This window comes from Candidatus Poribacteria bacterium, assembly GCA_026702755.1.
Taxonomy (GTDB): Bacteria; Poribacteria; WGA-4E; order WGA-4E; family WGA-3G; genus WGA-3G.
Map to the genome: position 1 here is coordinate 1 of JAPPBX010000065.1, position 23,390 is coordinate 23,390.

Annotated in this window: 14 protein-coding genes, 1 tRNA gene and 1 rRNA gene; 1 reads left to right on the plus strand and 15 read right to left on the minus strand. The window is 48.8% G+C overall.

What is annotated here, in order from left to right:
• The 13 genes from OXH39_12045 to OXH39_12105 form a co-directional block, all read right to left on the minus strand.
• Positions 1-163 (minus strand): 23S ribosomal RNA (locus tag OXH39_12045); the annotation flags it as partial.
• A 73-nt stretch (positions 164-236) separates the two neighbouring features.
• Positions 237-309: transfer RNA gene (locus tag OXH39_12050), tRNA-Ala, on the minus strand.
• A gap of 325 nt (positions 310-634) precedes the next feature.
• Positions 635-1,864 (minus strand): hypothetical protein, encoded by a 1,230-nt coding sequence (locus OXH39_12055; protein ID MCY3551183.1) that lies wholly within the window; start codon positions 1,862-1,864, stop codon positions 635-637.
• 8 nt (positions 1,865-1,872) lie between these two features.
• Positions 1,873-4,908, minus strand: a complete 3,036-nt coding sequence (locus OXH39_12060; GenBank protein MCY3551184.1) for a hypothetical protein — start codon at positions 4,906-4,908, stop codon at positions 1,873-1,875.
• A gap of 21 nt (positions 4,909-4,929) precedes the next feature.
• Positions 4,930-6,030: a WD40 repeat domain-containing protein gene (locus OXH39_12065; GenBank protein ID MCY3551185.1), complete on the minus strand. Its 1,101-nt coding sequence runs from the start codon at positions 6,028-6,030 to the stop codon at positions 4,930-4,932.
• Between the two features lie 124 nt (positions 6,031-6,154).
• A complete protein-coding gene (locus OXH39_12070; protein ID MCY3551186.1) occupies positions 6,155-7,471 on the minus strand; it encodes a DUF1501 domain-containing protein in 1,317 nt (438 codons plus the stop codon).
• An 11-nt stretch (positions 7,472-7,482) separates the two neighbouring features.
• On the minus strand, positions 7,483-8,925 hold the full coding sequence (locus OXH39_12075) for a proteasome accessory factor PafA2 family protein (GenBank protein ID MCY3551187.1): 1,443 nt from the start codon (positions 8,923-8,925) through the stop codon (positions 7,483-7,485).
• A 97-nt stretch (positions 8,926-9,022) separates the two neighbouring features.
• Entirely contained in the window at positions 9,023-9,793 is a 771-nt protein-coding gene (locus tag OXH39_12080) for a hypothetical protein (protein MCY3551188.1), read from the minus strand.
• Between the two features lie 130 nt (positions 9,794-9,923).
• A complete protein-coding gene (locus OXH39_12085) occupies positions 9,924-11,048 on the minus strand; it encodes a hypothetical protein (GenBank protein MCY3551189.1) in 1,125 nt (374 codons plus the stop codon).
• Between the two features lie 13 nt (positions 11,049-11,061).
• Positions 11,062-11,922, minus strand: a complete 861-nt coding sequence (locus OXH39_12090) for a proteasome subunit alpha (protein MCY3551190.1) — start codon at positions 11,920-11,922, stop codon at positions 11,062-11,064.
• Entirely contained in the window at positions 11,922-12,119 is a 198-nt protein-coding gene (locus OXH39_12095) for a ubiquitin-like protein UBact (GenBank protein MCY3551191.1), read from the minus strand. Before OXH39_12095 ends, OXH39_12090 begins: the two co-directional genes overlap by 1 nt.
• Before the next feature lie 153 nt (positions 12,120-12,272).
• Positions 12,273-13,790 carry a proteasome accessory factor PafA2 family protein gene (locus OXH39_12100; GenBank protein MCY3551192.1) on the minus strand — a complete coding sequence of 506 codons (1,518 nt, stop codon included), beginning with the start codon at positions 13,788-13,790 and terminating at the stop codon, positions 12,273-12,275.
• A 163-nt stretch (positions 13,791-13,953) separates the two neighbouring features.
• Positions 13,954-15,780: an AAA family ATPase gene (locus OXH39_12105; GenBank protein ID MCY3551193.1), complete on the minus strand. Its 1,827-nt coding sequence runs from the start codon at positions 15,778-15,780 to the stop codon at positions 13,954-13,956.
• Positions 15,781-16,174: 394 nt separating this feature from the next.
• Between OXH39_12105 and OXH39_12110 the strand changes: the two genes are divergently transcribed.
• Positions 16,175-17,941 (plus strand): long-chain fatty acid--CoA ligase, encoded by a 1,767-nt coding sequence (locus OXH39_12110; protein MCY3551194.1) that lies wholly within the window; start codon positions 16,175-16,177, stop codon positions 17,939-17,941.
• Positions 17,942-17,961: 20 nt separating this feature from the next.
• Here the strand turns inward: OXH39_12110 and OXH39_12115 are convergent, their stop codons facing one another.
• Together OXH39_12115 and OXH39_12120 are read right to left on the minus strand one after the other, a co-directional pair.
• On the minus strand, positions 17,962-19,008 hold the full coding sequence (locus OXH39_12115; protein MCY3551195.1) for a diacylglycerol kinase family lipid kinase: 1,047 nt from the start codon (positions 19,006-19,008) through the stop codon (positions 17,962-17,964).
• Positions 19,005-23,156 (minus strand): S8 family serine peptidase, encoded by a 4,152-nt coding sequence (locus OXH39_12120; GenBank protein MCY3551196.1) that lies wholly within the window; start codon positions 23,154-23,156, stop codon positions 19,005-19,007. Before OXH39_12120 ends, OXH39_12115 begins: the two co-directional genes overlap by 4 nt.
• Positions 23,157-23,390: the final 234 nt, after the last annotated feature.

The window sequence follows — 23,390 nt, forward strand, 5'->3', positions numbered from 1 at the left end:
CGTGTAAACACGAGTAGCAGGGATTAACCTGCTCGGTTGCCCGATTCGGGAATCTCCGGATCAAAGTCTATTAAGCGACTCCCCGAAGCTTATCGCAGCCTGTCACGCCCTTCGTCGACTCCTGGCACCAAGGCATCCACCGTAAGCCCTTAGTAGCTTGATAAGTAATATCATTCTACCGATTTACCCTCTCTATACAATTGTCAAAGAACAATGCCTATTTGTTACATAGGCGATGGAGATGAGCGGAATTGAACCGCTGACCTTCTGGTTGCAAACCAGATGCTCTCCCAACTGAGCTACACCCCCTATGGCATGTTTTTAAGTATACCACAATCACGATATGAATGTCAAATTTATTTTCCAAAAATCGACCAGAGAGGAGTTGCACCTCACCTTCGGTTTTTCAAACCGAAACTCCTAACTCGAGCAACTGGTCCAAAAGACGATATTAAGTATACTACAAAAACCAAAAAATGTCAAATTTATTTCACGAAGTCACGAAGACTTACCAAAAGCGTGAATACTAAGTATATCACAAAATTCCAGAAATGTCAAATTTATTTTGCAACATCACATAGAATACCACAGAAAATGCAATTCGTCAAGTGAAAATTAGACTTTTTTAGGGAAACTAAGCATCGACGCGTTCTAAATAGAGATTTGTTGTGAGAATTGCCCATATCGGTAGCAACAATGCCTTTATTAAAACATCAATACCAAGAATCGCCACCATAACCCATGTGCTAAGGAGCTGCGGCAGCAGGATTTGAATGTCAGCACCGATGATGAGTGTCAAGAATTTTAGCGGAGAGAGCGCGCCTTGAACCGCCGCGAGATCAGAGATAAACAACGAAGATCCCCACAATATGGTACCCATCAACACAGAGTCAATCACCGAAATTATCCAACCCGTCAAAAGATAAATTCCGATGAAACGCCATTTTGTACCGTGGACTAAACCCCAACTCCTCCGAAGAACGCTCACAACGGATCTATTGTCTTCAAGGATAAGGCACGGATTGTAAAGGCTAATCGCCACAAGAAAGTAGAGTGTAAGGGCAGTGAATATGTAATAAAACGGAGTCATTAATAATGTTAGGGACAAGAAATCTGTAGGTATTATTGACCAATGCGCTATTTTACCGATCACAAAGTCATTGGAATAGTCCTGGACGAGCGAAATGACAAACATAACCAAAACAACAAGTATTAATATCCCTAAGACCGTCCATGCCTTCCGTCCCGTCTGCTGCCACGCCTCGCGTGCCGTGAGTCGATTCTGCTGCAGTCCGAACTGGTCTGAACGGCGCAATATGTGCCCGACAGCCAAGGAGAGTGGACAGAGCGTGAGGAGTAAAAGCGTCATAGGATTTCGGGGTGAGTCCGCCGGTCGGTCAAAACTTAACCGCCACATCCAAGTTGCAATTCCCTTATCGTCGGTTAAGCTAACAACTGGAGTTGGAAGAAGCATCCACGTATGTCGTCCAGGTGGGAACATAAAACTTACCAACTCATTCGTCCGAGGTTCTTCAGAAGCATCTTCTGAGGAACCTGTGTTAGGCTTCCAGTTCAACTCGGTAAAGTCCAAAGCCTCGCTTTTAGGGACCAAGAATTCATAAGATGCCCCAAAATTCGTGCTAACTTTGCTTGTGAACTGTGTGTCAAATTCGTTTTCAGTGATTTCGTCAATCTTATCAGTATGAGCGTGCAAAGACCATAAAATCACCACCAGATATGCTGGGATAGCGATGATGGCGACAGGAAGCATAATACGCCAGAGAAGTCCGCAGTGAGAACGATACACGGAGAAAACCGTTCTTAAGGTTCCGAGCGACTCAGTCATCAGAGTGATCGAACCCATAACTACTGTTAATTCCCTTCCAGCTGCGCCTGTCCATTAGAACTCGCTGAGCCGAGCCAGAGTTTGATAGCAGGACTACTGGCGATACGTCGTTGCCCGACCGACGCGTTGATGACAACGGTATAAGGAACGGTTTGTTGTGTGCCCACGAAGGGATTGCGCCGCAACTGGTTGCCACTCCTGCCGGTCGTAATAATATTCGGCACAAGTATCAACGTGGCTTCGTTCTTATTCCTTCGGAGTAAGGTGTTCTGTCGTTGGAGCCGCACCCCCAAAGGTAAACCAACAGCGGTCAAGTTCAGGTTTTGCCTATTGCCGCTTTGTCTCGCAACTTTGACAGTGACATCAATCCGAGAATCTGGAGTTACCACAACCTCCTCCAGTTCCGTTGACAGTATAATAGGTGAGGTTTCCGTAATGCTGACCACAACGTTCTTGCGTTGAACGGTCTGATCGTTGTTCTGAATACGATAGATCTCAACGGGTGTCGCGGCGCGATGGAATTCATCACCAGTGGCAGTTGTAACAGAGCCAACAACTTGAACGACAGAATTCGCTAAATCGGCATCCGGAGCAGCTGTGAGGGTTATGTACCCCTCCGTAACACCAGTACTGGAAAGAATCGCACTCTCACTGGCGGTGATGTCCGACGGTAAGTTCTCAACGGACAAGAGTATCGGCTCTGTAAATCCGACACGACGCTGCAGCGTCACCTCCAATAGGACAGTGCCACCGCGCCCAATATTCGGATTATCGGGTGTCACAGAGATAGCGAAATCTGGGGTCGTCGGACGGGCATCTAAGTGGTAAACATACCCGGCACCTCCGTTACCAGTGATGTCCTCAATACGGACGGCGTATACACCAGGTTCATCGAAACTGTAATCAATGATAGCGTTGCGCCTTCCACCAATACCAGCATTATTTGCCAATACCTCACCACTTGCATTGAGCAGGGTAAGCGATGGACTCAGGGGTGAATTGAGACGTTCCGCGGAGACAGTCAAGGAGTAGCCCCCTATATCTGCAAAAAATCCCCAGGGTCCGTATCCATTTGTGACCTTCACCAAAATCTTGTTTCTACCCTTAGAGATCGGCAGCTGGATCACATCATCTGCACGGCGTAGCGGGCGATGGACGTATTTACTGAAAACGAGGCGGTCATTCACCCATATCTTGATAGTATCGTCTGAACCGAGCGATAAGAGATAATTCTGATCCCGATCAGCGTCGAGATAGGTTAAGGCATAGCCCGTTACATCGTCTTCAGGGACATTTGAGAAGACGTTTTCACCTCTACTCTCAGTTTTATACCACCCGATCTTTCGTCCATCCTTGCCGATGTATTCCTTGTTAAAATCTATCTCCGTTTCAGGGGGGTAAACGGTATCAAACCCTGTCTCATCAATGTTATCAAACGGGAAGATCACCCACCACGGACCGAGACTTGTCCCTTCTGAAATGGTAAAGCGGTAGTAGTCCGTTTCACCAGGTTCTGAAATGCGTCCACTGATCGCGCCGGGCGTTGTGATGTGCTGCGCGTGTTCAAGTTGACGGGCAATCAGTTCACCTAAACGTTGCGCCTCTTGCGCAACAAAAGCGATGATCCGCTCACGTTCGGTCGTTGTAATGTCTGCGTTCTCTTTATTCGACATGCGTGTAATCGTGCTTTCCCACTCCTCGGCAGAGAGTGCACGATTGCTCGGTGAACGGAGTTCATGGCACGCTGTACATTTCGCTTGAAAAAGGATTTCGGACTCAGCAAACTGAGGCGCGATCTCTTTCGCAACTGTTTCATTCTCGGTGGATTGAGCCACGACATTTTCCTCGATAACTTCTGGGTGCGTGTTAACAATGAAGGGAAAAATGCCGTAAGGCGTACGAATTTGCTTGAGTCCAGGCTGCTCATCACCAGTCAATTCCACCTGCCACTCGGTTTCAGGAAGATTTTCACCGCCAATAACACATTGAACAACATTGACTTCGGCAGGCGTGGACGGTCCATAAAAGCGTTTCGCCTCCTCTTCCAGCAAGCGATCTTCATCAGGAAGTGTTCCACCAGCAGGGAAAAGGTAGGTATTGTAAGGGAGAACACCACCCGTTAATCGGTAAACCGAATCCGGATTGCCGCGATGTAACAAATCTCGGATGCGCAGTACATAAGGTCCGTCAGCGGGGAGTGTAATATCAAGAAGCGGATCCAGACTGTAGAAACCGTTACTTCGTGCCAACTCAACCCCTTTTTCATCGAAAAGAGAGAGCGTCGGATTGAAGAATTGTTGACTAATGTTATTGAGACGATACGCTTTGACGCTAAACACGCATCTTTCTCCCTCGACTCCCTCAAAAACGTAATAATCTTCGTCTCCACCCGGATTAATGAGTCCATTGATGAGGGTCGGCAATTCAATAGTGGTAGCGGATTCCGGGGTATTATTCGACTCCGTCTCAAGAATGTCAGGCGTATCACTAACCTCAAAGGGCCATGCGGTGGAGGTGCCGTGTTTACCGACGACCCGAACCTCACGTAGTCCGATGGGCGCATCCGGTGCGATAGATAACGCCGCGGTTAACCCACCACTGGCTCTCGCTGCCGATGTGAGATAGGCGACAATTTGGGTCTCCGCTTCCGCACTGATTTCCGCGCCTTTTTCCGTAATCATCCGCTGAACAGTCGCCTTCCACTGCGCCGGAGTCATCGATCGATTGTTTGGAGAACGGAGCTCGTGACACTGTCCACAATTCGCCTCAAAAACAGGCTTATGCGTCTCATCGACCTCACCACCACTCGGGTGAAGTTGGGCAGTAATACCGGTTTCGCCCCCAATAATGAGGGTATGCGCCCCTTCTAAATCCGAGCCTTGGATGGCAACCTCAACAGTCGTGCCGGGTTGTCCGCCCGCTGGAAACAGCGAATTGAGTCGCGGGGCACCTTGAGCGAATACAGGGACACCAATTAAAAAAAGGAACAGAGCGAAAAGCATTTGGGCTATACTTGCAAAACGTAAGCACCTCACCAAAAAGGACATTGTATGGGTATGCATTGTGAAGGTCCTCCAAAAAGGCTATTCCTCAGAATCCGTGAGTTCGTGAGTTAAAGCACGTGTACGGAGATTCCAGAGTCGGGCTTTGCCATCACGACCCCCCGCCGCAACAAACGCGCCATTCGGGCTGATCCGCACGGCATAAACGGCATCCGTCGGTTCATCGAAGGTCGCGTAGCGGTTGCCGGACCGAAGATTCCAGATAATTACCGAAGCATCCGCACTACCGGACGCGATCATCGCTACCCGATTATTCGCTTGCCGAGGTAATACAAGCCCAGAATCCACACTGTAGACAGGTCCCTGATGTCCGTTGTATTCACGAACCAAAACCCCCGTCATTTCCAATGAGTCTCGTCCCACAGCAATTTCATCGTCATCTCCTACTGGCACAACACGCCACGTCCGAACAGTATCATCAGCGGAACCAGAAACTATGACACCTTCTCTGGCTGAATATGCGAGACTATACACTGCATCATCGTTGGCATCAAAGTTCACTAAAACGGTAAAGGTCTTCGGATTCCAGACCTTTATAGTTTTATCTTCACTACCAGTGACAAAGTAATTGCCTGCTGGATGGTACAAGGTGCAGAGGACTCTACCAACATGTTGGGTAAGCCATTTAGAAACCTGATCGTCTATGGAAAAGTCGCTACCTTCCAGTGGTGTTAAGTCGATAACAGCACTATACTCATCCATGCTGGCAGTGAGTAAAGTTGTGTCACTTGGGCTGAGCGAGATGGATTCAATGGTATCACCGTGAATCTCAAAACTGTTTATCAGTTCTTCAGAGATGACATTCCAAACGCGTATCTCACCGCTTTGGGAAGCCAAACCGCTGCTCGTATAGAGGGTTTTACCATCTGAGGAAAACGCGAGACTCCTCACCTCACCGACATGCGGTTCATAAGTGTAAACGACGCGTCGCGTCTCCAGATCCCAGAGTTCAACCCACTGATATTTTCCAACAGCGAGGGTCTTGCCATCCGGGCTAAATTCAAGTGACCAGATCGGGGATAGCGGTTGGTCTGCAAAACCGATCGGTATTGCAAAGATAATATAGGATGCTGCTATCAGAATCCCTATGTTACGGAAAATAACGAAAGAGATGCGAAGCATAGGTACTTACTCATCGTTAGTTATCGGCAAGAATAGCCGTCAGCCATCAGCCGTCAGCAAGAGGACTCCCCTTTATGAGGAAACCTCTTTACTGATAGCTGATAGCCGACAGCCGATAGCCACTCTAAGCAAGAACGCCGCGAACAGGTCTACCACCTCGTGAGAGGACAATGCGGACACCATCCGGGGATTCCAGATGCTCATTATAATCAATACCGAGGGACCGGTAAAGCGTTGCCGACAAGTCTTCGGGACGCACGGGCGTTTCTGCAGGCTCAATGCCAAGCGGATCTGAGGCACCGATGACCTGTCCACCTTGGACACCACCACCCGCTAACATAATCGAAAAGACACGGGAGTGGTGGTCGCGTCCAGCGTTGCGGTTAATGACAGGTGTCCTGCCAAATTCACCCATTGCAACGACGAGCGTCGTCTCCAACAATCCACGATCGCTTAAGTCTCCGATCAAGGTAGCCATCGTCCGGTCAAAGCCGTTGAGCTTACCCGGCAATGATGAAAAGATGTTGTTGTGGTTATCCCATCCACCGTTACTGACAGTGACGAAGTTAACACCTGCCTCAACGAGCCTTCTGGCGAGAAGACAACTCTGTCCGAAGGTGTTGCGTTGATACGCATCGCGCGTTTTGTCCGACTCGTTGCTGAGATCAAACGCAGCACGGGCATCCGTGGAACTCATTAGGTTGTAAGCAGAGGTATAGAACTCATCAACTGCTTCAGCAGCTGGATTGCCTGCTTCATATTTCTTGAAAGCGGCATCAACAGCCTCACGCAATGAACGCCGCCGTTCGACGCGTTCATAAGAAACCCCTTTAGGTGGCTCTAAATCGCGCACTTTAAAATTCTTACTCGCCGGGTTTCCACCGGGTGAGAAAGGCGCAAGCGACGCCCCTAAGAAACCTCCGCCACCATACGCAACTGGCGCAGGCACAGCGATATAGGGTGGCAAGGCACTTCGCTGCTCTTTGAGCTTGGAGACAACAGCACCGTATCCTGGGACAGCAAAACCGGGTAAAGGTTGATAACCTGTCATCATATAGTGGGTCCCCCGCTCATGCGCTGCCTCTGGGGAAGTCATCGAACGGATGATGCAGAGTTTATCGGTCTGCTGCGCGAGTCGAGGGAGATGCTCGCTGATCTGGATACCACTGACGTTTGTCGGTATCGGTTTGAAAAGCCCACGAATCTCTTCAGGCGCATCCGGTTTGAGATCCCACATATCAAGGTGGCTCGGACCGCCACCTAACCAAACAAGAATAACAGAGGTAGCAGTTTCTTTCACCCGAGATGTAGTTCCAGCTTGCGCTTTAAGTCGGAATAGATCCGTGAGACTGAGACCAAATAAGCCGAGGGCACCAGCCTTGAGAAAATCTCGGCGGTAAAACCCTTCGCAATCCGTGTGTATGCTTCTGTTTTCTGCCATGGTTTTTCTCCTTAAGTTCGCGAGGGGCGTTTCCGTAACCTTTTCATCCATCTTTGCGCCTTCGCGATGTTAGTGTCAAAAGGCTCTTTCATCTCAAAATATTCTGTATGTCCTGCATATATTTGATGCCAATCAACGATGCATGGCATCCTGTTTTGAGTAAGGGTATGCATCAGAAATGCCCGAACTTTGGCACGGGTATCTTGCGGCGCATTGTCAATAGCATGCTGAATGTGTTCATCCGTAACAACCCGTTGCATCTGTCCTTGCTCCTGAAGCGCGTAATAGAGTCCACTTTCAGTATGGATATTATGATATTCTAAATCTTGACTTTTAATCCAAGCATCTTCCCAATCAAGTTCTTCTTCAGCAATGAAAGCTTCAAGCAACCATTTCTTGGCAGCCCAATCAACACGATCAATGACGTTTTGCCAATCATCCTCAAGGTCATCAAGGATAGTTTCCCATGCTGAGAGCACCCACTCGGTCTCTTCGTCATATTCAGTAATGAACGCTTGAACGAAGTTCAGATATTCTCGCTGCAAATCGATAGCGGAGATCGTCTTTCCAGATTTCAGTTCAACACGCCACATGAAAGTATGATCACGTGAGATGTGCCGAATCGCGTACACCGGGTCGGCAAGTTCAAAACCGGGGAGCGGCAATTTTTCCCCATGCATCTCATGAAACATTTCAATAGCAGTGAGCAAGAGTGCTGTAGTCCCTACCTTCAACGCTGTTGCGTACTCCGACATATTGGAGTCCCCAACGAGGAGATGGAGACGACGGTATTTCGTGTAATCGCTAAGCGGTTCATCTCGCGTATTGATGATTGCTCGACTGAATTGGATCCACTCATAAATTTCAGTAACGATGTGATCGGCACGTTGCGAAATTTGATAGTGCTGTTGCTCACCGAGTTCATCCTGAAAATCACCGAATTCGATCATCTCATCATAAGCACCAACTCTGCCCGCGCCCGCGTAAATCTGACGAGTAACGAAGAAAGGCATGAGTGTCGGAATAACGACGCGGTAAAAAGGAACATCTCGACTGATTTGGAAGTTTTCATGACATCCGAAGGTCGCACCCGTAAAATGGTCAATATTGTTTTTGAAGAAAGCCGTAGGCAACCCAGTATCCGTGAGGATATTGTTGATGATACGTTCAATCGCTTTATCATAAGCAATGAGGTCAAAGAGTGTCGCACATTCAGGCGTAGCGTACTCAAGATGCCCCATATCAATGTAGAGACGACCGCCATTGAAGAGGAACCCACCATTACCGGGCGGTTCGCCCCAATCTCGGTAGTGAATGTCGCGCAGACCGAGTTCCAAAACATCGAAAACGTAGTCACGAACACGCGCAGCGACACCCTCAGAGGTGCCACGAACCCGTTCGGCATCGGTCATACATCCAAATTCAGTTTCAATTCCAAAAATGCGTTTCTTCATGAGTGGTTGTCAGTTTGCCTCGCAGTGAGAGTTATCAGTTAAGAGACTTCTTAACCGATAACTGATAACTGAGTACTGATAACTATTCTTCCGATAACTATTGCAGTGCAGTTTCAATTTCTTCAGAAGCCAACAGCCGAAACTTACTTGTCCCGCGTTGCGTGGTTTCCAAAACCCCTGCCTCAATTTCGCCATCTTCCCGTGCAGCATTAACAATCTCATGCATCTGCTCGGTATCTATCTGAGTGTTTTCCAATTCAGCATCTTCCGGTTCCCGCGAACTCAATTCTTTACCGACCGCCCACGTTTCTAAACCCAACTGGAGCGCAGCAGTCAAATTCCTGTCGGTATCAGTAGACGCAGTAGCGAGGTAGTTTTGCATTCCCTCTTCGATCGCTCCTGTACCACCAATAACAGTAGAGGTCATGTCTGTCCGAACATTTCCGTCATAATTGATACAGGTAAAACGGTTTTTATCAGAAGTGCCGCCGAGTTCGGCAAGCAACATTTTAATAATATACGCCTCACCGACGATGGACTCAAACGCCTGTTTGAAGGTGTGCGCCAAGACAAAATTCGTGAGTCGGTGCAGATTTACATCTTCGGTGGCGTTCTGAAAACCCTGGACGCTGGCAGTATCCGTAACAAGCATCCGAAGACGCTCAATATCAGCAGGGTGTCCGATTGCGGAGAGGGCAATTCGGTCGTGTACCTCAAAAATTTTGCGTTGTCCTCTGCCGATAGTGAGGAGCACCATACCCTCATTATAGGTAAGTCCTACAACAGGACTCCCAACCCGGAGTTGGTCTTCAATGTAATCTCGTCTGTCCTGGATCGCTTCTATCCAGCGATACGGTTCATCTCGCATTTCTTAATTATGTGCCTCGCAAGAGAGTTGTCGGTTATCGGTACGGTTTTCTACGAAAAACCTTTAGGTTATCGGTTAAGAGAAAGACTTGATGATTTAGGTTTCCCTCTTAACCGATAACTGACAACCGTTATTGGGTCATTTTAATCGCTGCCCACGTTTTCAGAAGTTTTCCTATTGGGGTGATGAGCTCACGAACTATTGCCGTGTCATAAACCTCGACATTTACAAGTGGATCTTCATCACCGCCGCTATTTCCGCCAAGGATATAGATTTGCCTATCTATTGGCTGAGCCCCATGACCATCTTTACCGGTCGGCATGTCCGGTGCCTGAGTCCAACGATCGGTTTTGGGATCGGAAATTTCAATCGTTGGTAAATACAAGTAGGGTCCCTTGTCTCTGAAACCACCACCTATTATATATATCTTTCCATCCACAACACTTGCCGTATGAAGTGATTTTGGGGTAGGCATCTCTGCTACATCCTTCCAACGATTTGTTTTTGGATCGAAAACCTCAACACTGGAAAGAAAAGGACCTGGATGATTTGGAAGCTGGGGCCACCCTACCCCACCCATAGCGTAAATCTTTCCATCCACAACACTGACTGCAGCACCAGCGCGAACATGGTTCATATTTCTGGCTTTTGCCCATGTGTCAGTGACTGGATCATATACCTCCACGGTTTTTAGCCGTGTCGGTTTCCCCTCCTTAAAATTAATGGTTGCTGTTCCACCGATGGCATATATTTTTCCATCCACAACACAGGTAACAGTCTGTCTGGGTGCTGACATGTCCGTTTTCCGCGTCCACGTGTCTGTAACTGGATCGTACATTTCCACGGTTGGAAGTTCTTTAGCATCCCATACTCTAACTTTTCTCCACTCACGCTTAATCTCATCAAAGACATCAATCTCAAATCTCTTCAGTTCCGTTCCACCAATAGCGTAGATTTTTCCGTCTACAACCGAAACAGATACACCCGTGCGGGCTGTCAGCATATCTGCTTTTCGTTCCCATGTATCGGTTTTAGGGTCGTACATTTCGACCGTTGAGAGGGACAAGTTTCCAAATCCCTCAATCTCGCCCCCTATTGCGTATATCTTTCCATTTACAATACATGTACCAAAACCGGAGCGCTGTGTCGGCATATCTGCTTTCCGCGTCCAATTTTCCTCGGCGGCAAGATTGACAACGCTGATAACCAACAACGCGCACAAAATCAGGATTCCGAAGGTCAAATGAGTTTTCACGGTTTACCTCTATTTAAGGTTGTGCCTCAGCGTAACATGCTTCCAATTCATCATCGGAAATATCCTCAACGCCAATGCGTGTCACAGTTTTGATATTTGGAAAAATTTGTGCCCTCGCGTTGTAACCGCTCGTCGCTGCATCATACTCGCTCGCGGTGTCTAAAAGCCGCAAAATCGTGATAGTCGCCTGCCGTTCATCCATCTCCTGCAACGGTGTATCTCCAAACCGAGAGAGGTAACGTAACACACCCCGGATCCAGATGGAGCCAGACCCAGTTGTGGCAAAATTGACGTTCTCAAAGTGCGCACCGAGTGCATCATAAAAGAAAATCTTTCCGCCATTCTCCTCATCGGCGGCACCCAAGTCATACAACGCAAAGATCGGGATAACGCCCCCGATGCCTTGGAGTGCCATAGGCAGATTGTCTCGAATGAGCCGGGACAGCATTCGGAGTTTACCTTCGAGGCTTAACTCTTGAAGTTGACTGCGGCGAAAGTATTGGAAAGAATGCTCCAATACTCTGGCAATCTCATAAGCAATTGCGGGAGAACCTGAAATAGCAAGCACAGAATGCTTATCAATCTGTAAAACCTTTTCCGCCCGATCGTAGATAACAGAGGTCCCAGCAGTTGCACGCCGGTCGCCTGCGATCATGACACCATCCGCGTAGCGAACAGCCACAACAGTTGTACTATGTGCTATCTCAATATCAGTACCGTGCTGTGCGGCTTCGGATGGCAAATCTATCTTCAAGGAATAGTTCGCGTGTTTTAAGAGGTTGAGGAAGTCGCCTTTATGGTTCATGACCTCCTTTAGCGCAAACTCTTCATGCTCCACGCCCATTCGATTCAAGAAATTGCCCTTATCGTTCATCACTCCCCCGTTCTTTGGCGGTAGCGTCGGGATTGGTCTTTGTCAACACGACGCATGCGTTTGAGCAGCTCCTGCGTATCGGGTCGACTGACTTTCTGCCGCTTTGGCCCTTCATTATCGCCATCGCCATCACCCGGACCGATGGGTTTTGTGTCTCTCTGTTTGCGTTCGAGCTGTGCAATCATATTGGCTGCCATTCTATTTCTCCTTTTTAGTAGTTATCAGTACTCAGTTATCAGTACTCAGTTATCAGTACTCAGTTAAGAGGTGTCTTGTGGCAGTACCACTAAAAATAACCGACACAAGTGTTTAACTGAAAACTGAAAACGCAGCGTACTGACAACTGCTAACTATTCCTGACGCAATTTTTCAATAAGAGTTTCAACAGTCGGCGATTGATCAAGTGCTTCGTTATACTGACGGGCAATTTCTGCATCGGCGAGGGCATCCAGATTAACTTCGCGGGTGCGTCCGTTTACAGTGAAGGTGATACTATCCCATTGAATCGCTTTTATAGAACTACCGAATCGATCAACAGCGCGCCCACGGAAGTACGCCCGCGTGCCAGCAGGCGGGTTATGAAGTGCAGCATCAATCTGTTCATCCGTAACAACACGCCGCATCGGAATCCCATAGTATAGCCCTTCGTCTAAGTCAATATTATGGTATTCCAAATCCAAACTTTGGAGCCACACGTCATCCCACGCAATCCCTTCTTCTTCAATAAAGGTCTCAAGCAACCACTTTTTCGCAACCCAATCAAGTCGGTCAATGAGAGACATCGGATCCGTCTCAAGCGCGTTGAGGGTATCCTCCCATTCGGTGAGTACCCAGTCAGTTTCAAATCCTACATCTTCGCTGAGATATTTCTGTGCAAGTGCAAGGTACTCACGTTGATGGTCAATGGCGGACATTGTTTTCCCTTCTTCCGTCATCACCATCCATCGATACGTCTGGTCATGCGATATAGTCTTAATAGTATCAATCGGATTGACGAGTGTTAGACTCGCTGGAATCCTCCGTTGTTCAATCAAAGTAATGACGAGCGCTGTCGTACCGACTTTAAGCGCCGTCGCGTACTCGGACATATTCGCATCACCTGCGATGCCGTGCAACCTACGGTATTTAGACGCATCCGCGTGCGGTTCATCTCGCGTGTTGACAATGGGACGATTGTGCATCGTATCCACGCTCGCCTCCACGTGAAAGAAATCGGATCGCTGAGAGAGTTGGTAATGTCCCGGTGTTGCGAGTCCTGCTTCCGTTTCAATACCGAGTTTCCCTGCCCCAGCAAAGATTTGGCGAGTGATAAAAAACGACATGATGCCCTGTTTGAGAGTCTCAAACGGAACTTCGCGTGCCATCAGGTAGTTATCGTGGCAACCGTAACTATGCCCGTGAAAATCGGTATTATTCTTGTATAAAAGCACCCGCTTCCCGAGTTTTTCGCTTCGGGTTTCGGCGCACCGCTGAAGAATACGTTCCCCTGCTTTATCGTGCGCGACGAGATCAAACAGACGACTGCACTCAGGTGTGGAATACTCCGGATGCGCATGGTCGTTGTAGAGTCTCGCGCCATTGACAAGGATGTGATCGCTCTTAATTTCAGCAAAAGAGAGCCGCTCTTTCGTATTACGTTCCCGGTCGCGTTCCTCTTCCTCTTTTTCGTCAGGGTGATTTGAAAGTGAACTCGCGCGAAAGCCGCGTTCATCTCGAAATGGGTCTTCCCCGCGGTAGTCCCAGACCGGTCGAAAATCCTCCTGGCGATAACTTTTTATTAGCTCAATCGACTGCTTGACGGCATCAATGTGCGCTTCATTTTCGAGCGTTATTCCGTATTCAGTTTCAATCCCAAAAAGTCTTTCCATTTGGCTATCAGCCATCAGCCATCAGTGGTCAGCCGTCAGCAAGAGGGACTTGTGGCAACAACGCAAAGGATAACAGCCACAGCGTTCTTTGCTGATAGCCGAGAGCCGAGAGCCGTCAGCCATTCTTGCCAACGGCTACTTCTCTGACAACCAATAACGCCTCCTAAATGACACGAGAGCTAGATGCTCTGCGCCGCTCCTGTTTCTCAGCTTTGATAGGCGTAACTTTAACAACATTCGCTGGATCGTAATCAAGGAGCTTGAGCCAATCCTCTGTTGCTTCAGTTGGTGGGAAAATTTCGCTTTCTTGATACTCCGCGGCAAGCGCATTCAATAGGTCTGCACGCGAGATGCCACTCTCTTTTTCCGGATTCTCAATCGCACGCTTGAGCGCGGACTCCTTCGCACGCTGGACAATCGACTCAATGATAGCACCGCTGCACAGATGTCCCCGATAGAGAATATCCCGTCTTCCACTCCTGAGAGAAACCTCAAGGAAACGGTTGTCCTCGTCCTCGCGGAACATTTCATCAACCACCTGTTCGATTAAATCAGTCACAGCCTTCTCAGCAGGGATAACCTCGGGTGGCGTTTCACCCTCTACTGGTGCCGCTTCACTCTCTCCATCAAGCAACAACTCTGAAGCGATAGGCAGCTCAGGTGTGAAATAGATGCGGAAAATGTCTTTCGCAGCGTCCGCATCTGGACGCGTCACTTTAATTTTCCTATCAATGCGACCCGGACGCAAGATAGCAGGGTCAATCAGGTCCGGACGGTTCGTCGCAAGGATGATAACAACATCCTGTAAAGATTCAATACCGTCCATCTCTGCGCAGAACATCGGGACGAGCGTATTGGAGATGCTATGGGACCGGAGTGCACGCCGTGTCCCTAATATCGACTCCGCCTCATCTATAAAGACAAATGCGAGCTTGCCATCTTCCTTTTTCTCACGGGCAATCTGAAAAATCTCTCGGACTTTCCGCTCAGATTCACCGAGCCACATATTAAGAATCTCAGGTCCTTTAATGTGTAGGAAACACCCCTCAACATCTTCTCCGCTCTCCTTTTGGAGCCGCTGCGTTAAGTTGTAAGCGGTCGCCTTGCCGATGAGCGTTTTGCCACATCCCGGCGGACCGTGAAGGAGGAAACCCTTCGGCGCGCTATATTGGAACTGTTCAAAAAGTTTAGGATGTAGGATCGGGAGTTCAATCGTATCTTTAATGCGTTGGATCGTATCGTCAAGTCCTCCTACCTTCGACCACGGTATGTTCGGTACCGCTTCAAGTGCGTAGGCATCTGTCTCTGTGACAGGGAGATGTTCAACCGCAACCCGGAAGTTAGCGTCAATCCGAACTTCATCGCCAGGTTTTAGTTTCGCATCCGCAAGGTCTGCGGAGCGTTCGAGGATGACTGATTGGGCATTCGGTTCTTGACCGATACGGAGCCGTCCATCTGGCAGAAGATCAGCTATCTTTGCAATAGGACCAGCATCGTTGTATCCGAGTTCACCAACAACGACAAAAGCATCATTCAACAGGACACTAAATCCCTTTTTAAGGTCGGCTGTCTTCAACTCTGGATCAATATTAGCATAGTATTCGGATCCACCGACGATAACGCGGGCGATGTCCTCCTTGGGCAATCCAAGCAGAGTCCCAATGCGGTTCGCGGGGGCGGTCAGCTTTTCAATCTGTTCCTCCATTTCTGCGTGGATACGGAGTGCTTCCTGCTGAATCGCGTGAATCCTTTCCTGAAATTCACCTTCATCACTGAGGATAGAGCGACGAAGCTCAAGGAGCCAGCGACGGCGACGATCATCCACCGCGGTCTCAGCAATAATGTGGTGAATCAGTTGCAACGAATAGCCAGAACTCGTTTCCTCCTCTTCAGGGGCGAGTTCTTCTTCGAGTTCCTCGTCATCTTCAATAAACAGGTCATTCCCATCAGGGGCTGCGCCAATATTTCTACGATTCTTCTTATCGTACATGTGAACGTCTCCTCACACAGAAGCGGATGACTTTACGATAGAGTTTACCACAGTGCCCACAATTTTACCAACAATTATTTAGATTCTGCCTAAATTGAGGAAGACTGCGATAATTTTCAATAGTTTAGCACAATTTGCCACACGAATGCAACAAAAAAACAAGTTTGAAAGGAATTTCTAATGAATTCTGTAATTTTTATACACCCCCGATCAGTAACCCCCTATCCTTCTTATCGAGAGAAATTTGGAAACTTCGTGAAGGGGACACCTCTTGGTAAATTCCACGTATTTTGATAATTCACTATAAATGTAGAGATGAAACAAACGATTAATTTGACTTTCATCAGTCTGTATGTTAAGATAGCAGCAAAATGATAGCAGGAGGACTCTTACTATGACACTGATATCTTTACTACAACATTCAATCGAACACTACGGCAGTAAACCCGCACTTGCACATAAACCGAAAGGTGGCACCTATCAGGACATCTCTTACGCCGAACTCGGCGAATCGGTGGACGCTTTCAGTAAAGGACTCAACGCTTTAGGCGTGCAAAAGGATGATCGGGTCGCAATCCTATCAGAGAATCGTCCGGAATGGGCAATCACGGATTTTGGCACGCTCAAAGCCAGAGCAGTAACTGTCCCCATGTTTTCAACGCTAACCGCGGCACAGGTCGGCTATATCCTAAAAGATTCCGGCTCAAAAATTATCTGTGTCTCTACGGAAGCGCAATTGAAGAAAGTCCTTTCTATCCGAGATGAGGTGCCGACGCTTGAACAGATAATATGCTTTGATCCGATTGAAGATGAAACGCCAGAAGGTGTTATTCAATTTGAAGCAGTGTGTGAATTGGATGGAGAGATAACAGACCACGCTGCAAGCGAAGACGACATCGCAACAATTATCTATACTTCGGGGACAACAGGAGACCCGAAGGGAGTTATGTTGACGCACGCGAATTTTATTTTTAATTTACAAGCGTGCAAATCGCTTATCGATGTCAGCGATGCAGATGTGTTGTTATCGTTCCTGCCGTTATCGCACGTGTTTGAACGGCTCGGTGGGCATTACGTGCCGCTTTTCTCCGGCGCGAAGATAGCTTACGCAGAGAGTACGTTTACGGTCGCGCAGAACATGGGCGAGGTTTCTCCAACAGTGATGCTTAGCGTGCCGAGACTTTACGAAACCATGCACGATAGAATCCTGCGTGCCGTGCAAGAGGGGTCACCTCTCAAACAGAAAATTTTCCATTGGGGCGTTTCAGTCGGTTCAGCAGTCAGTTCGGCAATTCAACAAGGAAAAAATCCGTCCGCAATTTTACAATTGCAGCAGAACATTGCCAACAAGTTGGTCTTTGCGAAATTGAAAGCAGCAACAGGCGGAAGGTTACGCTTTTTCGTTTCAGGCGGTGCGGCGTTACCACAAGCAATTGCCGAATTTTTCCACGCCGCGGGGATACTAATTTTAGAGGGGTACGGACTAACGGAAACCTCACCCGTTATTAGCATGAACCATCCGGAGGGTTGGAAGTTCGGGACGGTTGGGATGCCTGTCCCGGGCATAGAGGTACAAATCGCCGAAGACGGAGAGATTTTAACCCGCGGTCCACACGTTATGAAGGGCTATTTCAATAACGAATCCGCGACAGCAGAGGTTATCGACGGAGAGGGTTGGTTTCACACGGGCGACATCGGCATTATTGATGCGGATGGATTTGTCAAAATCACTGACAGAAAGAAGAACATCATTGTGCTCTCTAACGGCAAGAACGTTGCACCGCAACCGATAGAGAGTGAATTGGTGCAAAGTCCATTTATTGACCAAATTATGTTGGTCGGAAACGAACGCAAAAACCTCGCCGCGCTGATTGTCCCCAATTTTGACGCACTCAAGGCATGGGCAGCGGAAAACGGTGTTGCCACGGATGACCTCCCAACAATGCTCAAAACACGCGAGGTGCAACAGCAGATTCAAAGTGACATCCGGAGCCGTTTGACCGATTTCGCTGACTTTGAACAGGTGCGACGGTTCACGCTGCTTGAGAAGGAATTCTCACAGGAAGCCGATGAGATGACTCCCACGCTAAAGTTGAAACGGAATGTTATTATAGAGCGATACGGGGATGCTATTGAGGAAATGTATCCAGAGGATTCGTAAGTACAAAGGAGCAGCGGGAATCAACGAGGTGCCATTACAATCAGACCATCTTTAATTATCTCAATAATGGCAGGGGTTTCGCACATCGGTTCGCCATCCGCATATAGTAGCATCGGCGTGTCAGTCTCAATTGTTAAAGTACGGGTTTGGTGCATAGAAACAGCCGGATGTGATACATGTCCACCCCAAAAGAGTGTCACCATCAGCCGTAACACCGTTAGCGAGGAGACCGGACGAATGATGCAGACATCGAAAAGTCCATCGTCGATTTGCGCATTCGGAACAATTTGAAATCCACCACCGTATCGATTCGTGATCCCGGTCGCCGCGAGGAGGAGCGGTCCTTCATGGATACCAAAATCCCCTTCAAGGCGCACAAAAGGTGGTTCATAGTAGAATAACGTCTCCACAGCCGCGTAAGCGTATGAAGCAGTGCCTGCAAACAGCGGTGTCCCTTTCGCAGCGCGGCGACTCACTTCTGTATCGTATCCGCAGGTAGCAATAGTGACGAAATAGCAATCAGCCGTCGGCTGTCGGCTATCAGCGGAAAGAGTTGTCGGTTGTCGGTTGTCAGTATCTGGCTGGAAGGCTGGAAGGCTGGAAGGATCGGTCCCCACTCTTCCGCCCTTCCCCTCTTCCATTCCAAGCTCTTCCTGATTGCTGACGGCTGACGGCTGACGGCTATTATAACAGCGTCCTAAATCGACACGGACAGGGATGCCAGATAGAAGGGTTGCGATCGCAGCGTCAGGTTTCAGTGGGATACCAACCGCTGCAGCAAAATCGTTCCCGCGACCGCACGGAAGCATACCTAACGTTACATCCGGCACCATCGCAATGCCGTTGACGACTTCGTGGAGTGTACCATCACCACCGCAAGCAATCACCGACCGAATTCCATCAGAAACGGCTTCTCGCGCGAAACGCATCGCATCGCCAGATGCCGAAGTGAACACCAATTGTCCTTGATGTCCAGATTCGGTGAGGGCAGCATAAGCCTGTTCAGCAATGTTTTTCGCGTGTCCCTTACCGGAAATTGGGTTTGCGATGAGAATAAAATTGTTCATTTAATCACCGCGATTTTGCCGACCTTTTTCTCCGTATCAAATTCAAGGACATAGATATAAACACCCGTCGATACATCCGCGGTGTTATTGCTCGTCAGCCACCACTCCTTACGATTGTGGTCCTGATCGGTCACCTCCAACGTTTCAAGCAACTCACCTCTTGCGTTAAAGAGCTGGATACGTGTCCCGACAGGCAGCCTGTCAAACGTGATTGCCCCTTTATCCGCCACATTCGGACGCACCGGATTGGGATAGACACGTACCTGTGTCAGATCTGACACTTCTACCTCCATAATGCCGGGCGGTATTTCAAGGGGACGCGTAGAAGCACGGATAGGGTTTTCATCGATATCGCTCACATTAGACACAGTAATTTCATACTGATCCGTTGTACCAATAAGCGATTGTCCGAAGTGCTCAAAGAGTCTCTCTGTATCAAACGCCAAGAGGGCGCGTCTGCCCATCCGATCACGAATGGCAGATGCCGGATTCACACCACCAATCCGCTTCGAGGCTCGCAAGACATACCGGTTCTCGTCACCAATTCCGAGGTCCATCCGTCGGTCAAATGTAACGAGCACCCAGAAATTTCCTCGCATCGGAACCTCACTCGGTATGGCAATCTGAGATTCAGGTTGCACATCCCCGGGACGGTGATAAGCTGCACGGATTAATTGGGGCGGTTCTCGCGGTGTAGCAGAAACAGCCTCGGTGCGTCGTGTTTCTTTTCCCGCCTCATTTTTTGCCGTGATGGTGTACCAGTAGGTATTATCCTTTGTTACCTGTCTGTCTAAGAATCTTGTGACGGTGAGGTTCTCCGCGACCTTTTTATACATGTCACTTGCGGGTGTCTCCTCCTTTTCACCTTGCGCGCGGTAGACAGTAAAATAGAGGGTCTGCTGTAGGGGCGCGGTGACATCGCCACTACTCGTCTCGTCGTCCTGTTCAGCGTCCCATGTAACATGTACTGCCTTCTGCGTCAACGGTCTCGCTTCAAGATTCCACGGCATGAGTGCATCAATAGAATCCGGATCCGTTGCGAAAATGGATTCAAAGCGATAAATTCCATCCTCAAGATTCACATAAAACTCGTCAAACCCGTTTTGATTGAGATCCACCGTAAAGAGCGCAGGCGTTTCCTCCATTTTCCGATGCCAAAGTGGCCGTAACGCCGCACCATCCCACTGCATTACAAAGAGATTCGGATAGGTAGCAACAACCAATACATTAGAACCATCACCGTTCAGGTCTCCGATTGAGAGAGCGTTTCCCCTCAGCCGGTGCGGCGCAATCGCGACAGCCGCCTCGCGCGTTCCATCCGAGAGGATCGCGTAACCACGCGGCGTGTGCGTAAAAACAAAAAACTTCCAGATACGCGGTCCCGAAGGATTATCCGGTAGCGATAGTAAACCACCAACGACAAACTCAGAAATACCATCACCGGTGAGATCACCTACAGTAAATTGTGTGATGTCTTTAAGCGGAAGCTGCGTCTGCCATTCAAGGCGGAACGTATTACGGATGGAAGTAGATTCATAAACGAAAAGATCGCCTTCGCTATCCGCTGCCACTAACTCCACGCTCCCATCACTATCAAAATCGTCAATAGCAAACTGTTGCGCGAATACATTGGAACCAGCGGATTCGTTAACCAACACAGCACCCTCAACGTAGGTGTTTGTTACATTGTCATATTCAAAAATAAGGAGTCGGTCGTTGTTATTATCCGCCCCGATAATCTCTTTCTGTCCATCGCGATCTAAGTCAACAATGACACCGCCGGATAGAAAAGGAGTTTCCCAAATAATCTGGTGAGGGTACCCACCCGGCGTGGTGCTCTCAATGAGAAAGGTTCGCGCATCGTCGGTAGCGAGTACTTCGAGCAAACCGTCGCCATCAGTATCATCCACCGCCCATGTAACGAATCCTTCCAAATTGGAAAGTCCATCTACAGTCTCAAGCGTATGCGCTAATTCATATCGATTGCCACTTGGAAGGCTTTCATAGATGGCGAGGATAGCAGACTGTAACTCGGTGCCAACCATATCAGATGCAGATGGGCTTCCAACGATTTCCAGCAAACCGTCTCTGTCGAAATCCGCAGTAACACTTGCGATGTGGAGCGGTGGGATACTTAGAGACCTTTCAGTGAACCCACTCGGCGAAATATGTCCACCGACAACGTCAATCGTATAAAACGCTCCGCCGTTATCCTGTCTTGCCTTGAGGTTCGTTGTATTCTCCGCCTCAACAAAAAACTGATAGGTTCCACTGTCAAACCCTAAAGAAAGGAAATGCTCTACGCCGAGATCGGTTTTCTCAACAGGTGCGAAAGGCGCGAGACTGTCTTTCCGACGGTAATAGAGTGTATTCCGGGTGACATCATCTGTCGCCCATGTGAAAATCGTAAGTCCTCGCTCACCGTAAAGTGTCTCTGTTGCAGTAAGTGAGATAACTTGAGGCGGGGTCCGGTCTATACTCAAAACAACTTGGTCGTGCGCCTGTTGTCCATCTGTGGCTGTTGCTGTTAAGCGGACGGTGTAGATTCCCTCTGGAACGGCTGTCGTATCCCAAACAATCAGGGTCTCACCGATTTTCTGTGTAACGTCGGATTGGGTGAAAGGCGTAAACTCAACAGGGACCGTAGATGCCCCATAACTCAGCTGCCAAGAGTGAAACTTATAGCCACCCGCGGTCCCCACGATGGTAATTGAATCTGCACCGCCGCTATTCGTTTCAGGTGCGAGGATGCGCGCTTGCAATGCGCTACTTGCGAGTAGCGCGCGTTCGGCGTTCACAGTGCCTGCCCCGACAAATTTTTCATCCAATACATCACTATCCTCTTGGTAGACAGGGTCCGCCGTGTTAATGAGTATATGCCGGACTTCCTCATGCGTCAGTGCCGGACGTTTGGCGAGAATTAACGCCGCAACACCCGCAACATGTGGCGAAGCCATCGAAGTACCGGTTAGGAGTCGATACTGGTTATTAATCTGGGTACTGAGAATGACATTGCCCGGTGCCCCGATGTCCACAGACGCACCGAAATTGGACTGGTAGAACCGTTGTTGATTCTGCTCAGTAGATGCGACAGCAATAACCTTTCGGTAGGCAGCAGGGAAAATCGCGGCAGCCTTCTGAGAATTGCCAGCAGCGGCGACCAATACAACACCGCGGGCATACGCATAATCAATCGCATCCTGAATGACGAAAGAGCGGTGTTCACTGCCCCAACTCATGTTGATAATGCTCGCGCCGCTGTCAGCAGCATAGACAATCGCTGCGGCGGAGTCATCGTCCTGCATTCGAGAACTTCCACCGAGGGAGAGACCAGCGCGGATCGCCATGAGTGGACATTCCCACGCAACGCCAGCGATACCTATTCCGTTATCAGGCATCGCACCAGCAATGCCAGCGACATGTGTGCCGTGTCCGCTTTCATCAATAGGCTCGTTATCACCTTCGATGTAATCACCCTCTCCTTGCAAATTAGGGGCATCGGTAAAATCCCAACCGTAGACATCGTCGACATAACCGTTGCCGTCGTCGTCAAGATCGTTATCTGGAACCTCGCCCGGATTTATCCACGCTTTGGGTGCCAAATCATCGTGTCTGTAATCAATGCCGGAATCAATGATAGCAATCACTACCTCTCGATCCCCCTTCTCAATCGCCCACGCCTGTGGTAATTTCATCAACGGTAGATTCCACTGTTCGGGATACTTCGGATCATTAGGAACGATCGCCTCCGCTAACGTTGGGCGAAGGTAGTTATACTCGACTGTCTCAATGAGCGGACTCTGTTCATAAATACCTCTAAGCTCCACCAGTGGTGCATCAGGGGCAAACCGTAATAGATAGATACGTTTTAGGTTTGGATTCAGTGAGGCGCGTGCGATGTATGGAAAAAGCAGGTGTAAGGACTCAACCTTGTGCTTGGCGTGTAGAATGGAGATCGGTGCGTTCGCTTGCAACCGCTGAACGTCCGCTGCTGCCTCTGGGGTTAAACGAATTAGGAGCTCACCCGGAGTAATGTGGGGGACAACCTCCGCGAAAGGGGGGCTCTCTGCTTTGATTAGCGAGAACTCAGAGCAGATTAAAATTACTAAAAGTAAGACACCTAATGGTAAAATCTTAGAGCATTTCATAATGGCTATTAATTGTTGGCTATCGGCTGTCGGTTTTCAGCCATCAGCAAAGAGGCACTATGATAGGGCAGAATATTTGCATCTGCCATGTCCCGATTGCTGACCGTTCTCTCATTTGTCTGAATCAGGATTTACAGGATTGTAGGATTTTCAGGATGATACATCTCTTTTTTATTAACTGAGGGTGTTTCATAAATAATAGTTGCCAAAAGTCAGGATACTGGGTATCCTTCA

Excerpts from the sequence above, each read along its gene's own strand:
- OXH39_12065 (MCY3551185.1), bottom strand. The coding sequence starts at position 6,030 with ATGCTTCGCATCTCTTTCGTTATTTTCCGTAACATAGGGATTCTGATA.
- OXH39_12115 (MCY3551195.1), bottom strand. The coding sequence starts at position 19,008 with ATGAACAATTTTATTCTCATCGCAAACCCAATTTCCGGTAAGGGACAC.
- OXH39_12080 (MCY3551188.1), bottom strand. The coding sequence starts at position 9,793 with ATGCGAGATGAACCGTATCGCTGGATAGAAGCGATCCAGGACAGACGA.
- OXH39_12070 (MCY3551186.1), bottom strand. The coding sequence starts at position 7,471 with ATGGCAGAAAACAGAAGCATACACACGGATTGCGAAGGGTTTTACCGC.
- OXH39_12095 (MCY3551191.1), bottom strand. The coding sequence starts at position 12,119 with ATGGCAGCCAATATGATTGCACAGCTCGAACGCAAACAGAGAGACACA.
- OXH39_12110 (MCY3551194.1), top strand. The coding sequence starts at position 16,175 with ATGACACTGATATCTTTACTACAACATTCAATCGAACACTACGGCAGT.
- OXH39_12090 (MCY3551190.1), bottom strand. The coding sequence starts at position 11,922 with ATGAACGATAAGGGCAATTTCTTGAATCGAATGGGCGTGGAGCATGAA.
- OXH39_12120 (MCY3551196.1), bottom strand. The coding sequence starts at position 23,156 with ATGAAATGCTCTAAGATTTTACCATTAGGTGTCTTACTTTTAGTAATT.
- OXH39_12060 (MCY3551184.1), bottom strand. The coding sequence starts at position 4,908 with ATGCATACCCATACAATGTCCTTTTTGGTGAGGTGCTTACGTTTTGCA.
- OXH39_12075 (MCY3551187.1), bottom strand. The coding sequence starts at position 8,925 with ATGAAGAAACGCATTTTTGGAATTGAAACTGAATTTGGATGTATGACC.
- OXH39_12105 (MCY3551193.1), bottom strand. The coding sequence starts at position 15,780 with ATGTACGATAAGAAGAATCGTAGAAATATTGGCGCAGCCCCTGATGGG.
- OXH39_12100 (MCY3551192.1), bottom strand. The coding sequence starts at position 13,790 with ATGGAAAGACTTTTTGGGATTGAAACTGAATACGGAATAACGCTCGAA.
- OXH39_12055 (MCY3551183.1), bottom strand. The coding sequence starts at position 1,864 with ATGGGTTCGATCACTCTGATGACTGAGTCGCTCGGAACCTTAAGAACG.